The sequence below is a fragment of the Plantibacter sp. ME-Dv--P-095 genome, assembly GCF_030209365.1.
Classification (GTDB): Bacteria; Actinomycetota; Actinomycetes; order Actinomycetales; family Microbacteriaceae; genus Plantibacter.
In genome coordinates this window covers 123,213-137,304 of the sequence record NZ_JARVSB010000004.1, presented here as the reverse complement: position 1 = coordinate 137,304, position 14,092 = coordinate 123,213, and the positions used below count along the sequence as shown (strand labels likewise).

9 protein-coding genes, 1 tRNA gene and 1 pseudogene are annotated in these 14,092 nt (G+C 68.6%); 3 read left to right on the top strand and 8 right to left on the bottom strand.

Going from position 1 to position 14,092, the window contains the following annotated elements:
• Nucleotides 1–19 precede the first annotated feature (19 nt).
• The 3 genes from QRN26_RS05780 to QRN26_RS05770 all read right to left on the bottom strand — a co-directional run bounded on the left by QRN26_RS05780 (nucleotide 20) and on the right by QRN26_RS05770 (nucleotide 3,269).
• On the bottom strand, nucleotides 20–1,021 hold the full coding sequence (locus tag QRN26_RS05780) for an ABC transporter permease (protein ID WP_285035845.1): 1,002 nt from the start codon (nucleotides 1,019–1,021) through the stop codon (nucleotides 20–22).
• Complete coding sequence (locus tag QRN26_RS05775; RefSeq protein ID WP_285035844.1) at nucleotides 1,018–2,388, bottom strand: quaternary amine ABC transporter ATP-binding protein; 1,371 nt, start codon at nucleotides 2,386–2,388, stop codon at nucleotides 1,018–1,020. The genes QRN26_RS05780 and QRN26_RS05775 overlap by 4 nt, the downstream gene beginning before the upstream one ends.
• Nucleotides 2,389–2,786: 398 nt before the next feature.
• The gene (locus tag QRN26_RS05770) at nucleotides 2,787–3,269 is read right to left on the bottom strand and encodes an Lrp/AsnC family transcriptional regulator (protein ID WP_056007214.1); all 483 of its coding nucleotides are present in this window, start codon (nucleotides 3,267–3,269) and stop codon (nucleotides 2,787–2,789) included.
• Between the two features lie 170 nt (nucleotides 3,270–3,439).
• Here QRN26_RS05770 and ald point away from each other — a divergent pair, with 170 nt between their 5' ends.
• Nucleotides 3,440–4,564 carry an alanine dehydrogenase gene (gene ald, locus QRN26_RS05765; RefSeq protein ID WP_285035843.1) on the top strand — a complete coding sequence of 375 codons (1,125 nt, stop codon included), beginning with the start codon at nucleotides 3,440–3,442 and terminating at the stop codon, nucleotides 4,562–4,564.
• 96 nt (nucleotides 4,565–4,660) lie between these two features.
• Here the strand turns inward: ald and QRN26_RS05760 are convergent.
• The 3 genes from QRN26_RS05760 to QRN26_RS05750 all read right to left on the bottom strand — a co-directional run bounded on the left by QRN26_RS05760 (nucleotide 4,661) and on the right by QRN26_RS05750 (nucleotide 9,028).
• Nucleotides 4,661–4,734: transfer RNA gene (locus QRN26_RS05760), tRNA-Met, on the bottom strand.
• Between the two features lie 168 nt (nucleotides 4,735–4,902).
• Complete coding sequence (locus QRN26_RS05755) at nucleotides 4,903–7,827, bottom strand: UPF0182 family membrane protein (protein ID WP_082455856.1); 2,925 nt, start codon at nucleotides 7,825–7,827, stop codon at nucleotides 4,903–4,905.
• A 70-nt stretch (nucleotides 7,828–7,897) separates the two neighbouring features.
• Entirely contained in the window at nucleotides 7,898–9,028 is a 1,131-nt protein-coding gene (locus QRN26_RS05750; RefSeq protein WP_056007220.1) for a YlbL family protein, read from the bottom strand.
• Nucleotides 9,029–9,148: 120 nt separating this feature from the next.
• Between QRN26_RS05750 and QRN26_RS05745 the strand changes: the two genes are divergently transcribed.
• Complete coding sequence (locus tag QRN26_RS05745) at nucleotides 9,149–10,564, top strand: zinc-dependent metalloprotease (RefSeq protein WP_369796414.1); 1,416 nt, start codon at nucleotides 9,149–9,151, stop codon at nucleotides 10,562–10,564.
• 75 nt (nucleotides 10,565–10,639) lie between these two features.
• Nucleotides 10,640–11,443 (top strand): annotated as a pseudogene (locus tag QRN26_RS05740) (TOMM precursor leader peptide-binding protein); the annotation flags it as partial.
• Here QRN26_RS05740 and QRN26_RS05735 read toward each other — a convergent pair.
• Complete coding sequence (locus tag QRN26_RS05735) at nucleotides 11,397–13,127, bottom strand: ATP-dependent helicase (protein WP_056778271.1); 1,731 nt, start codon at nucleotides 13,125–13,127, stop codon at nucleotides 11,397–11,399. The pseudogene QRN26_RS05740 and the gene QRN26_RS05735 sit on opposite strands and share 47 nt — an antisense overlap.
• Nucleotides 13,128–13,152: 25 nt before the next feature.
• Complete coding sequence (gene nudC, locus QRN26_RS05730) at nucleotides 13,153–14,091, bottom strand: NAD(+) diphosphatase (protein ID WP_056007227.1); 939 nt, start codon at nucleotides 14,089–14,091, stop codon at nucleotides 13,153–13,155.
• Between the last annotated feature and the right edge of the window lies 1 nt (nucleotide 14,092).

The window sequence follows — 14,092 nt, the reverse complement described above, 5'->3', positions numbered from 1 at the left end:
AAGTCGGGAGGGCCGGGCGTCAGCGTGAGCCGGCCGGGGACGGAGCGGGCTTCCCGCTCGACTCGACATGGCTGGTCGAGTCCGTCGTGGTGGTGCTCGAGGCAGGCGCGGGGCGGATGCCACCCGGTGCCGGCGTCGGCTTCACGCGCCGCCCACGCTTGCGACCGGCGCCGAGCGAGGCGGTGAGGCGGTCCAGGAAGATCGCCAGGATGACGACCGACAGGCCCGCTTCGGAGCCGAGCTGGATGTCGATCCTGGAGAGGCTCTTCACCACGTCGCCACCCAGTCCACCGGCGCCGACCATCCCGGCGATGACGACCATGGAGAGCGAGAGCATGATGACCTGGTTGACGCCGGCCATGATGTTCGGCATCGCGAGCGGCAGTTGGATCTGGCGCAGGATCCGCCACGAGGAGGCTCCGAACGCGTTGCCGGCCTCGACGACCTCCCGGTCGACGTTGCGGATGCCCAGCTCCGTGAGCCGGACGGCCGGGGCCAACGCGAAGACGATCGTCGCCACGATGCCCGGGACGACGCCGATGCGGAACAGGATGAGCGCCGGGATGAGGTAGACGAACGCCGGGGTCGTCTGCATGAAGTCGAGCAACGGCCGGATGATCGACGAGGCGACCTTCGAGCGGGCAGCCAGGATCCCGAGCGGTATGCCGATGACGATCGCGATGAGGCCGGCGACGAGGACGAGCGAGAGCGAGTCCATCGCGTTCTCCCACTGCTCCACGCCGACGATGATCAGCAGACCGAGGGCCGAGCCGATCGCGAACACAGGGCCGCGGACGATGAGCGCGAGGATCGCTGCGACGAGGATGATCACCCAGAAGGGCGGTCCGCTGAGGATCGTGTCGACCCCGTCGTAGAGTCCCTGGAAGACCGCGCGGATCACGTCGAACACCGGCTGGAACACGTCGGTGATGAAGTCGACGAACGCTTCGACCCACGCTCCGATCTCGGGGCGGGTGATGGCGTCGATGAGGTCGGACGATTGGAGACGGAGGCCGTTCATCGGACGTTCCCTTCCTGGAGGGCGGCGGAGGGTTCGGTCGTGGACGGTTCAGCGGCCGTCGGGTCGACGGATCCACCGTCGTCGGGGTGCTGCGGGTCTTCCGCGGTCGACCGCAGGGTCGCCGTGATGAGCTCGACGGGCACGGTCGCCGGCGGACCGACGAGGCTGATCTCGTCCGTGTTGGTGGAGACGTTGCCGACGGCGGCGAGCAGGGTCACCCGCGGGACGACGCCGAGGAGACGCGTCCGCTCGTCCACGACGGCGACCGGGAGGGCACTCTCGACCGCGGACTCGAACAGGTCGACGAGCGCGGCCTCCGGGGAGACGGTGGCGAGGTCCGCGGTGATGACGCTGCCGAGCTCGTGGTCGCCCGCCCGGACGAGACGAAGGACGTCCTTGTCGCGGACGACGCCGAGCAGCTGGCGTCCCGGGCCGACGACGAACGCGGTCGAGGTCTGCAGATCGCGCATGATGCGCAACGCCGCCCGCGGACCGGCGGACGCGGACACGACGGAACGCGCAGGCTCCATCACACCGCCGGCCGTGAGCACGCGAGCGCGGTCGACGTCCTGGACGAACTGCGCCACGTAGTCGTTCGCCGGGTCGGTGAGGATGTCGTTCGGCGTACCGACCTGGACGATCCGACCGTCGCGCATGACGGCGATCCGGTCGCCGAGGAACATCGCCTCGTTGAGGTCGTGGGTGATGAAGATGATCGTCTTCCCCAGCTCAGCCTGCAGCTCGACGAGCTGCTCCTGCATCTCGCGACGGATGAGCGGGTCGAGCGCGGAGAAGGCCTCGTCCATCAGGAGGATGTCGGTGTCGGACGCGAGTGCGCGGGCCAGTCCGACGCGCTGCTGCATCCCGCCGGAGAGCTGGCCGGGGAGCTTGTCCTCCCAGCCGGCGAGTCCCACCCGTTCGACGACGGCCTGAGCACGCTCGCGACGCTCCGCCGCGGGCACACCCTTGACCTCCAGCCCGTAGGCCGCGTTCTCGAGGACCGTGCGGTGGGGCAGCAGGGCGAAGTGCTGGAAGACCATCGAGATGTTCTCCTGGCGCACCGCACGAAGCTGCTTGGAGGAGACGCCGGAGATCGGCTGCCCAGCGACCGTCACCGTACCGGCGGTCGGCTCGAGCAAGCCGTTGAGCATGCGGATGAGCGTCGACTTGCCCGAGCCGGAGAGGCCCATCACGACGAAGATCTCGCCCTGCTTCACGTCGAATGACGCGTCGATGACGGCAGCGGTCCCGCTCGTCGCGATCTCGTCGCGGGACGCACCCGCTTGCAGACGCTTGACGGCGTCCTTCGGCTTCCTGCCGAAGACTTTGTACAGACCCGTCGCTGAGACGGCAATCGTTTCGGTCATTCTTTCTCCCGGAAGCGCACGCGGAGCCGCGTTGCACTCTTCCTGTCGATCGTCAGGCCGGGTCGAACGACTCAGGATCCGCCCCATCGGCGCACTGACAGACAGCGCGCGGGCTCGGATCACGTGGGGCGTCGACGGCTACCACGTTGCGTTCGACCGTACGTCCAGCACGCCGTCACGAAGGCGACAGGGGGCGGGACGCGGTTACGTAGGTCAGCCCTTGCGGGCCGTCGACAACGCTAACGAAACTCACAGCTGGTGGCTAATCGACAATCCCCCGAAAGGCGGACACAGCCGCGGCGATACGCACGAAAACCGATCATCACCAGGCTTTTCCGCGAAGCGTCTTCGTTACCTGTTTGTGACCTTTGCGCGGTCGATCCCTCGCGAACCGAGGCTCACTCCCCCACCTCGACACCGATGAAGGCATGCTCGAACACCAGACTCGTCCGCGTGGAGGCGACCGTCGGGTCGGCGGAGAGGTGCTCGACGACGAAGTCGCGGACGTGTGCGCTGTCGCGGGCGGCGAGATGGATGACGAAGTCCTCGGAGCCGCCGAGGAAGAACACCTGGACGACCTCCGGCAATCGTCGGATGCCGGCGCTGAACTCGGCGATGCGCGCTCGGGCGCCGGCCCGGATGTTGACACTGATGAGGGCTTCGAGCCCGAGCCCGACCGCCACCGGGTCGATGCTCGCAGCGAACCCGGTGATCACCCCGCGATCGACCAGTGAACGGATCCGCGCGACACAGGTCGACGGCGCGATCCCCGCGAGTTCCGCCATCCGGGCGTTCGTCATCCGGGCGTTCTCCTGCAGCAGCCGAAGCAGCGTGCGGTCCACGTCGTCGAGGTCGACGTTACGGCGAAGATTGTTCGTCATCCTGCGATCATCCTCCCCATTGTCCGAAGCATCGTCGATTTGCGAGATGGATGTCCGGATTTCTGCAGCCCATCGCGGTCAGGCTCGCAGGAACCCCAGAATAGTCCCACACCGTCCACCGACGAGCGGGAGCCGAGCTGAACGCCGCGGGCCCGCGAGAGGAAGCACTCATGCGCATCGGCATCCCCACTGAGGTCAAGAACAACGAGAACCGGGTCGCCGCGACCCCAGGCGGCGTCCACGAGCTCGTCCGCCACGGACACGAGGTCGTCGTCCAGGCGGGCGCCGGCATCGGCTCAGGCAACCTCGACGAGGCATACCGCGACGCCGGGGCGACCGTGCTGCCGGATGCAGCCTCCGTCTGGGCGGCGGGCGACCTCCTCCTCAAGGTGAAGGAACCCGTCGCCGCCGAATACGGGTACCTGCGCGCCGATCAGACGCTCTTCACCTACCTGCACCTCGCAGCGGATCGAGCACTCACGGACGCTCTGCTCGCGTCGGGGACGACGGCGATCGCCTACGAGACCGTGCAGCTCGCGAACCACTCCCTCCCCCTGCTCCAGCCGATGAGCGAGGTGGCCGGGCGACTCTCGACCCAGGTCGGGGCCTACCACCTGATGCGGGCAGCCGGCGGTCGGGGCATCCTCCTCGGCGGCGTGCCCGGCACCCCGAAGGCGAAGGTCGTCGTCATCGGCGGCGGCGTTGCCGGCGAGCACGCCGCAGCGAACGCCCTCGGCATGCAGGCGGACGTCACGATCATCGACATCTCGATCCCCCGGCTCCGGGAGCTCGAGAACCGCTTCGGAGGACACGTGCAGACGAGGCCGTCGTCCGCCTACGAGATCGCCGAACAGCTGCGGGACGCCGACCTCGTCATCGGCTCGGTCCTCATCCCCGGCGCCCAGGCACCCAAGCTCGTGACCGATGCGATGGTGGCCGACATGAAGCCGGGATCCGTCCTCGTCGACATCGCGATCGACCAGGGTGGCTGCTTCGAGGGATCCAGGCCCACGACGCACGACGACCCGACGTTCCAGGTCCACGACAGCCTCTACTACTGCGTCGCCAACATGCCCGGCGCCGTCCCGGAGACCTCGACACGGGCCCTGACCAACGCGACCCTCCGGTATGCGCTGGCGATCGCGGATCAGGGCACCGAACAGGCGGTGGCAGCCGACCCGGCCCTGCGCGCCGGCGTGAACGTCCGTGCGGGCGAGGTCACGAACAGCGGCGTCGCGGCCGCCTTCGGCCTGCCCCTCGCGGACCTGGAGGAGCACCCCTCGGTGCTGCGATGACCCGACGGTCGCACCGACGCCTCTGCGTCGGTGCGACCGACGGTGTGTTAACGAAGAAATCCCGGTCTCGACGAGACCGGGATTTCTTCTTTTCTGTTGCAGGGGCAGGATTTGAACCTACGACCTCTGGGTTATGAGCCCAGCGAGCTACCGAACTGCTCCACCCTGCGGCACAAGAGATAAAGCTAGCATGCATTTCCAGGCCCCGCAAATCGAGTGCCGTCAGCGGTCCCGATCGGAGCCTGCGGCTGACGATCCTCGGACGAGGACGACGGCCGGGAACGACGGAACGGCGCCACCCCGGAGGGTGACGCCGTCCCGTCGAGCAGCAGCTCGGATCAGCCGTTCAGCAGGTCCAACGCCTTCGCGAGCGCGTCGGAGACCTTCTTGTCGGCGACACCGTACGCGGCCCAGTCGCCACTGGCCATCGCGGCATCCTTCTCCAGGATGGCCGCACGGGCCTCGCTCAGCAGGGTCTTGATCTGCGCGTCGACCGCGGGATCGCCCGTGCTCGGGGTCGTCCCGGTGTCGGTGCCGTCACCGGTGTCCGTCCCGTCGGCCGGTGGGGTCGTCGTGTCTCCTGGGACGTTCGTGTCACCGGCGTCGGCTCCCGAGTCTCCGCCGAAGAGGGTGTCGAGCGCCTCGTCGAGCGTGTCCTCGAAGGCGATCTGATCACCGAAGGCCACGAGCACCTTCTGCAGCAGCGGGAAGCTCGTGTCACCCGTCGACTTGACGTAGACCGGCTGCACGTAGAGGAGCCCACCACCGACCGGCACCGTCAGCAGGTTGCCGTTCAGCACCTCCGTCTGGCCCTGTTTCAGGATGTTGATCTGGCTCGACACGCTCGGGTCGGAGTCGAAGGTGTTCTGCACCTGGCCCGGGCCCGGGACGGTGTCGTCCTTCGGCAGCGTCAGGAGCCTGATCTTGCCGTAGTCGGAGCTGCGCTTGCCGTCTTCGCCGCCCGCGTTCGCGTCCACGGCCAGGTAGCCGGTGAGCACGTTCCGCGACTGTTCGCCACCCTGGCGAGGGATGAAGGTCGAGTACAGCGAGAACGACGGCGCCTGCTGCTCGGGGAGCTGCATCGTCAGGTAGTACGGCGGCTGGTACTTCTTCTCGGTGTCGGTGGACTGCGGGTCGTTGGGGGTCACCCACGCGTCCTCGCTCGAGTAGAAGGAACCGGCGTTCGTGACGTGGTACTGGCCGAGCACCGAACGCTGGACCTTGAAGAGGTCGGCGGGGTACCGGACATGGCTCATGAGGTCGCCGGACATCTCGGACATCGGCTTCACCGTGGACGGGAAGACCTTCTGCCAGGTCTCGAGGATCGGGTCCTTGTCGTCCCAGCTGTAGAGCGTGACCTTGCCGTCGTAGGCGTTGACCGTGGCCTTCACCGAGTTGCGGATGTAGTTCACGTCGTCGAGAGCGTAGTTCTGCACCGGCGTGACCGAGTCGGAGATCGTGTCCGAGAGGCTCACGGTCTTCGAGTACGGGTAGCTGGCGCTCGTCGTGTAGCCGTCCACGATCCAGACGATCTGTCCGTCCACCACCGACGGGTAGGGGTCGGAGTCGAGCGTCAGGTAGGGCGCGACCTTCTGGACGCGCGTGAGGGGCTCACGGTCGTACAGGATCTGCGACTGGTCGTTCACCGAGTCGGACAGGAAGATCTGCTCGGACTGGAACTTCAGCGCGTAGACGAGCTTCTTGAAGACGTTGTCGAGCTTCGGACCACCGTCACCGTCGAAGGTCGTGTACGTCTGCGACTCCCCCTGCGTGCCCGACGGGTAGTCGAGCTCGATCGGATCGCTGCCCTTCGGAGCACCGACGATCGAGTAGTCGGGAGACTGCTCGCCGAAGTACACCCGGGGCTCGAAGTCCCCGAGCGCACCCGTCGTCGGGATGCCGGACTCGAGGAAGACCGGCTCACCCGAGGCGGAACGCTGGTTGCCGTAGGCGGCGACCAGGCCGTACCCGTGGGTGTACACGACCGTGTTGTTGATCCACGACTGCGAGTTGTCGAGGCCGGAGACGTTCAGTTCGCGGACCGCGACGACGGTGTCCTGCGTCTTGCCGTCGATCGTGTAGCGGTCGACGTCGAGCTGCTTGTCGAAAGAATAGAACTGCTTGAACTGCTCGAGCTGCGCGACCGAGGCGCTCACCAGCGAGGGGTCGATGATGCGGATGTTCGCGGTCGTCTCCGCGTCCTGACGCAGGGCGCCCGGTGTCGCGTCGGTGGTCGCCTCGTACTCCTCCTCCTGCACGTCGGCGATGCCGTAGGCGTCGCGCGTCATGTCGATGTTCTTCTGGATGTACGGCGTCTCGAGGCTCTTCGCGTTCGGCTCCACCTGGAACCGCTGCACGATCCACGGGTAGAGGCTGCCGACGATGAGGGAGGCGACGATCAGGAGCGCGGTGCCGACGAGCGGCAGACGCCAGCGGCCGATGAAGGCCGTCACGACGAACAGCACGGCCACCATGAGCGCGATGCCGGCGAGGATCACGCGACCGGGGATGATCGCGGCGACGTCCGTGTAGGACGCTCCGGTGATGAGGGTACCGGTGTCGTTCAGTGTCGTGTACTGGTCGAGCCACAGGCTGACCGCCTGCAGGATCAGGTAGAGCGCGGCGAGCACCGAGATCTGCACGCGGGCGGCCATGGAGATCCAGACCTCGCGGCTGACGACCCGGATGCCTCCGTAGAGGTAGGTGACGACGGCGGTGGCGATCAGGGCGATCAGCACGACCGCGGAGGAGAACGCGACGACCGCCTGGAAGAACGGCAGGTCGAAGAGGTAGAAGGAGACGTCCAGGTTGAACTGCGGGTCCTTCGTGCCGGACGGCGTGCCGTTCATCCAGAGCAGGGCCAGCTGCCACCGCGAGGCGGCGGCCACACCACCGAAGAGCCCGAAGAGCGCGGGGATACCGTAGGTCGCCAGCCGGCGCAGCGGCTCGACCACCTGCTGGTAGCGGTCCACCTGCGAACTGAGCTTCGCGTAGACGGGGCGGGTCCGGTAGGCGATCTCGATGGCCAGCCAGACGGGCAGCGCCATGCCGACGAAGCCGATGAGGAACATGGCGATGGTGGCGATCCACTGCGTGGTCAGCACCTCGGTGAACCCGAGCTGCTGGAACCACAACAGATCGGCGTAGAACCCCGAGAACACGAAGAACCCGATGAGGAGCGCGGCGATGACCGCCACCGTGATCGCTATCGGGGCGCGTCGGCGCTGAGTGGACAGGGGCTTCTCTGCTGCTGCGGATGTCACGTATGGCCTCTTCAGATAGGGGTCGTCGTGACCATCCTAAAGCGGCGGGCCTGTGAGAGCGCCCTAGAGCTCAGCCCGCCGGGCAGGTCGGGAGGGCGCTGGTGTCGCCACCGTCCGCGATCACCTTGAGCGCCGAGAGCGAATCGTCGAGCGTCTTGACGGCGAAGACCTGCAGTCCGTCCGGGATGTGCCCGGAGACCTCGTCGCAGTTGCTCTCCGGAGCGAGGAACCATTCGGCCCCGGCGTCCTTGGCGCCGAAGAGCTTCTGGCGGATGCCGCCGATGGCTCCGACGTTGCCGTCGGCGTCGATCGTGCCGGTCCCGGCGACGTCCTTCCCGCCGTTGAGCTCACCGGGCGTGAGCAGGTCGATCATCCCCAGCGCGAACATCATGCCGGCACTCGGCCCGCCGACGTTGTCGAGCTGGATGGTGATGTCGACCGGGAGGTCGTAGGTGACCTTCGTGCCGATGCCGATCACCGTCGAGGTCGTCCCATCGCTCGCGGTCGCCGTCGTGGGCGTGATCTGCACGGTGGCCGGCGAGCCCCCGCGGACGATGTCGAGGGTGACGGGGGTCTCCGTCCCGTTCTCGGCGATGGCGCCGCGCAGGCTTTCGAGCCCCGTCACCGGTACGCCGTCGACGGCGACGATCTCGTCGTCGAGTCGCAACACGCCCTGCGCCGGCGCCCCCTCGGCGATCTGCGCGACGACGACGTGCTCCGGCACCTCGTAGCCGAGCTCGCGCAACGCCGCGGCAACGGAGTCCTGCTGGGAGTCCACCATCAGCGTCGCGTTCTGCTCGTCGCGCTGCTCCGACGTCACGCCCGGCGGGAAGTAGAGGTCCATCGGGACCACGGCTCGGCTCGGGTCGAACCAGGCCGAGACGATGTCGAGCCAACCGGGGCTCCGCTGCGGGTTGCCGACGAGCTGCACCGTGAGCATGTCGAGGGTGCCGCCGGTGTCGTAGGTCTTCGCGTCGTGGACCTCGATGAGCGGAACGTCCTTGTCCTCGCCCTCGGTCGTGCCGAGCACGTTGAAGACCGGCCCCGGCTGCTCGATCACGTACGGAGCGGGCACTGCGGAGAGCACACCGAGGAGGACCAACGAGAGGACGAGGACGATCCATCCGAAGCGCGCACGACGGTTCCGGCCATGGCCGGTCGGCGCCGAAGCGGTGGGAGCCTCATCGGCGAAGAGCGACATGCAAGCCTTCCGGACTGTTCGCGGTGGGCGGAAACCCGACCAACCATACCCCGGCGATTCTTCAGCGAGGTGCGACTAGCGTAGAAGGCCCAGCACCGAGCAATCTGAGAGGCGGCTGACGTGCCAGAGGATTCCGACAAGAGTCCGGAGGACGAGTTCCGCGACATGCTCCGCGAGCTGCTCTCCGGCAACGGCTCGTTCGATCCGAGCCAACTCGCCGGCGCCGCCGGCCTGCCGAGCGACCCGGCCAGTCTCGCCGCGCTCATGTCGCAGCTGCAGGGCGCCCTGCAATCGAACGGCGACGGCATCAACTGGGACACCTCGCTCCAGCAGGCGAAGACGATCGCCGGCGACGGTGCTCGCGACACGACGCCCGAGCAGCGCGTCGAGTACGAGCAGGCGTTCCACATCGCGTCCCTGTGGCTGGCCGACGTCACGGATGTCGCCGAACTCTCCAGCGAGCCCGCTCTCTACACGCGAACCCGTTGGGCGACGAAGACGATGCCGTTCTGGACCCAGCTCGCGGAACCGGTGGCGACCAACATCGCGAACGCCCTCACCGGCGTCCTCACCGAACGTGCTCCGGAGGAGCTCTCCGGCATGATCGCGAACGCCGGACAACTCGTCCGCGGCATCGGCGGCACCCTCTTCGCGATGCAGCTCGGCCAGGTGGTCGGTCAGCTCTCCAAGGAGGTCGTCTCCGGTGGGGACATCGGCATCCCGCTGCTCGACGACAACGAGGCCGCACTCGTCCCCCAGAACGTCGCCGACTTCGGCGAGGGTCTCGATATCCCGGCCGACCAGGTGCAGATCTACCTCGCCGTCCGCGAACTCGCCCACGCGCGACTCTTCCGCCACGCGCGGTGGCTCCGCCTGCACCTCATCTCCTCGATCACGGACTTCGCCCGCGGCATCCGGATCGACACGGAACGGCTCGAAGAGCTCGCCGAGAGCTTCGATCCGTCCAACCCAGAGGAGCTCCGCGAGGCGATGACGAGCGGTGCTCTCATCCCCGCTCGGACCGAGTCGCAGGAGGCGAGCCTCGCCCGACTCGAGACCACGCTGGCGCTCATCGAGGGCTGGGTGGACGTCGTGACGGCTGCGGCCACCGTGCGTCTCCCGCGATCGGCAGCCATCGCCGAGACCGTCCGGCGCCGACGCGCCGCTGGCGGACCGGCCGAACAGGCTCTGGGAGCGCTCGTCGGACTCGAGCTCCGCCCCCGCCGCCTTCGCGAAGCCGCGATGATGTGGCAGCAGGTCACCGACGCGGTCGGTACGGCCCAGCGGGACGCCCTCTGGTCGCACCCGGACCTCGTCCCCACTGCGGCCGACATCGACGCACCGGACGCCCTCGTGGCGCGCCTCGAGGCCGAAGCCCGCGGGGAGCGCCCGGAGCAGGACGAGATGGACCTCGCACTCGAGGACCTGCTCCGCGACGAGGAACGAGGCGAGGCCGCGCGGGACGACCAGGCTCGCACCGATGAACCGGGACCGGACTCCTCCGACCCGGACGGCACCGGCGGTCCCCCGGTCTGATCCGACGATCGTCTCGGCGAGCGGGCCTGTGGAGAGCCACGACGGACCCGCTCGCGGAACCGTCATCATCGATGGATGACGACCCGGCTCGATCCCCGCAGACCACTCCTCTGGCGAACGCCCCACAGTCTGCAGATCGGGGTCGACGACGCCGTCGTCCTCGACAGCGTCATGACCGACACCGAGCAGGTCGTGTCCGCTCTGCGGGCAGGGTTCCCGGCGTCGGTCGGCCGTCGGTTGGCGGGGGCGTTCGGTGTCCCGGAAGTCGAGGTCGAACGTGTCTTCACGGCGCTCGAGCCGGTGATCGACCACGGCACGCGGGCAGATCCTCCCCGGCGGCCGCATCGCGTCGTTGTGGCCGGTGCGAGCCCGTCGGCCGATCAGCTCCGCAGGCTGCTCGCGGACCAGTCGGTGATCGACCTCGCCGAGGCGGGACCCGTCGACGACGCACCGGAGGCATCACCGCATCCGGTCGACATCGCGATCCTGTTCGCCGACTTCGTCCTGCCGCCGAGCCGGTACGCCCGGTGGCTGCGTGACGACGTCCCGCATCTGCCGATCGTCTTCGGTGATCGCTACGTCCGGATCGGGCCGTTCGTCACTCCGGGCGCCGGCCCGTGCCTGCACTGCGTCGAGTTGCACCGCGCCGACGACGACCCGGCCTGGCCGGCGGTCGCGTCGCAACTCCTCGGACACCGTTCCCCGCTCGACACCCTGCTGGTCCGCTCCGAGGTCGCGACCCGGGTCGCCCGCCTCGTCCTCAGACGGATCGAGGCGGCGCAGCCCATCCTCGTGAACACGCAGCTGGTGATCGACGCCGCCTCGGGAGGGGTCAGGCGCCGCGTCGTCCGGGAGCACTCGAGGTGCGCATGCCGAGCTCTGCCAGGAAGCGGGACGGCTCCCGTCTCCCCCCACGCTGCTGCGTCTCCGACCACGACAGGTGCAGGAGGCGTTTGGCCCGGGTGATCCCGACGTACAGGAGCCGGCGCTCCTCGTCCGCCTGCTCGAAGTGCTTCGCATAGGAGATCGGGAGATACCCCTCGGACAGGCCGATGAGGTGGACGGCCTCCCACTCGAGCCCTTTGGCCGAGTGCAGGGTGGCGAGGGTGACCGCCTCGACCGTCGGCTCGTGCTGCGCAGCCTGACGGGTCTGCAGTTCATCGGTGAAGGCGCGGAACGTCGTGCCCTCCGGCGCCTGGTCGACGAGCCCCATGATCGCGTTGAGCGACTCCCAGCGGTCGCGCACCGCGCCGCCGCCGTCCGGAGGATCCTGGCTCCACCCGAGGGACCGGAGCACGTCGCTGACGGACTTGAACAGCGGTTCACCGCTGATCGAGACGGAGGCCGCCCGGAGTTGCAGGAGCGCCTGACGGACCTCGGGGAGTTCGAAGAAGCGCTTCGATCCGTGCATGACATACGGGATGCCCGCCTCGCCCAGCGCCGTCTCGAGTGCAGCGGCCTGCACGTTGATGCGGTACAGCACGGCGATCTCCGACGCGGGGACGCCCGACTGCAGCTGATCGAGGATCTCCGACGCCACCCCTCTCGCCTCGGACAGCTCGTTCGGGTACTGGCGGACCCCGACGGCAGGGGTCTCGGGGCGCACGGACGATGCCGACTCGTCCTCCGCTCGCACCGCGGAGAGCTGCAGCGCCCCCGGGCGCCCGCGCATGAGCGTGTTCGCCGCGGCGACGACGGGCGGGGCTGACCGGTAGTTGCGTTCGAGGCGCACCACGGTCGCGTCGTGGTACCGGGTCGGGAAGTCCAGGAGGTAGTCGGCGCGAGCACCCGCGAACGAGTAGATGGTCTGGCTCGCGTCGCCGACGACGCACACGTCTCGGCGGCCGCCCAACCAGAGTTCGAGCAGGCGGTGCTGCAGCGGGGACACGTCCTGGTACTCGTCGACGACGAAGAACCGGTACTGCTCATGGACCTGCATCGCGACCGACGGTTCGGTCTCGATCATGCCGGCGCAAGCGAGCAGGACGTCCTCGAAGTCGATCCGCTTGCGCTCGTCCTTGAGCTGCTCGTAACTGTCCTGGAGAGCCACCACCTGCTCGAGGGAGAGCTTCGCCGGCAGCGGGCGGTTCGCCGCCGCGTACTGCTCCAACGTCAGGCCCGACACCTTCCGCCACTCGATCTCACCGGCGACGTCCCGCAGGGTCGCCGTGTCGACCCGCAGGCGGAGCCGTTCCGCCGCGTGGCCGAGCACCCGTCCCTTGCTCTCGACGAGCGCCGGCACCTGTCCTCCGACGACCTGCGGCCAGAAGAAGTTCAGCTGCGACAGCGCCGACGCGTGGAAGGTCCTCGCCGAGACCCCCTCGGCACCGAGCGCCCGCAATCGACCGCGCAGCTCTGCGGCCGCACGGCTCGTGAAGGTGAGGGCCATCACCCGTGAGGCGGTGTACGTCCCGGTGGCGACGCCGTAGGCGATGCGGTGGGTGATCGCGCGGGTCTTGCCGGTGCCGGCACCGGCGAGCATGCACACGGGTCCGCGAAGCGCCTCCGCCGCGACGGCTTGATCGGGGTCGAGTCCGGCGAGCAGTTCGGCCGGACTGCTCATCGTGGACCCTCGGGGACGACGCGGGTCATCGCGTCCAGGATCCGCTCAGCCAGTCGTCGATGACGGCCCGGGCGATCGACGACGGACCGGGCAGGATCACGTCCGTCGACGGGTCCTCGAGCTCTTCGCGCGTGAACCACCGGAGATCGAGGATCTCCTGTCCGTCCGGCACGAGCGCCTCCGGGTCCTGGTCTGCGGCGAGCGGCGCGACGAACCCGAGCATGAGCGAGCGCGGGAACGGCCACGGCTGCGAGCCGAGGTAGACGGGCGTCCCGAGGCGCATGCCGGACTCCTCGAAGATCTCGCGGGAGACGGCCTGTTCGAGCGACTCGCCGGCGTCGACGTACCCCGCGAGCAGCGAATACCGGTTGTGCTCCCACATCGCGTTCGATCCCAGCAGGATCCGACCGGCCGGGTCGACGACCGCCACGATGACCGCCGGGTCCATGCGCGGGAACAGCTCGTTGCCGTCGACCGGGCAGTGCCTGGCCCAGCCGGCGTTCCGGACCGTCGTCGGGGACCCGCAGTGCGCACAGAAGGGTTCGGCACGGTGCCAGCCCGCGATCGCCAACGAGGTGGCGAGGATGCCGACGTCCGTGTCGGAGAGGCGATGACCGCTCCGGCGCAGGTCGAACCAGCGGTCCTCGTCGGCCGTGATCGTGTCGGCCTCCGCATCGCCGAGCACCCACAAGAGGATGCCGGTGCCCGCCGGCGTCCCGGGGGTCTCGTCGATCGTGCGGCCGAGGTACACCAGCAGCTCCGGCTCCGGCAGCTCCGAGGGCGTCATGCGGTCCAGGGTGTCTCCGGTCACGAGCGCGCGTCTGCCCTTGAGGACGACGGCGCGCACCGTCGGATCGGCGCGCAGCTCGTCGAGCACCTCGGGCCGTGATCGGAGCTCGCCGTGACGGTCGAGTCCGCCTCTCGCGAGCGGTAGGCCGGCGAGTGCGCGAACCTGAATCGTCATG

What these genes read in the sequence shown, in the direction of transcription:
- QRN26_RS05780 (WP_285035845.1), bottom strand. Translation starts at nt 1,021, where the DNA reads ATGAACGGCCTCCGTCTCCAATCGTCCGACCTCATCGACGCCATCACC.
- QRN26_RS05775 (WP_285035844.1), bottom strand. Translation starts at nt 2,388, where the DNA reads ATGACCGAAACGATTGCCGTCTCAGCGACGGGTCTGTACAAAGTCTTC.
- QRN26_RS05770 (WP_056007214.1), bottom strand. Translation starts at nt 3,269, where the DNA reads ATGACGAACAATCTTCGCCGTAACGTCGACCTCGACGACGTGGACCGC.
- ald (WP_285035843.1), top strand. Translation starts at nt 3,440, where the DNA reads ATGCGCATCGGCATCCCCACTGAGGTCAAGAACAACGAGAACCGGGTC.
- QRN26_RS05750 (WP_056007220.1), bottom strand. Translation starts at nt 9,028, where the DNA reads ATGTCGCTCTTCGCCGATGAGGCTCCCACCGCTTCGGCGCCGACCGGC.
- QRN26_RS05735 (WP_056778271.1), bottom strand. Translation starts at nt 13,127, where the DNA reads ATGAGCAGTCCGGCCGAACTGCTCGCCGGACTCGACCCCGATCAAGCC.
- nudC (WP_056007227.1), bottom strand. Translation starts at nt 14,091, where the DNA reads ATGACGATTCAGGTTCGCGCACTCGCCGGCCTACCGCTCGCGAGAGGC.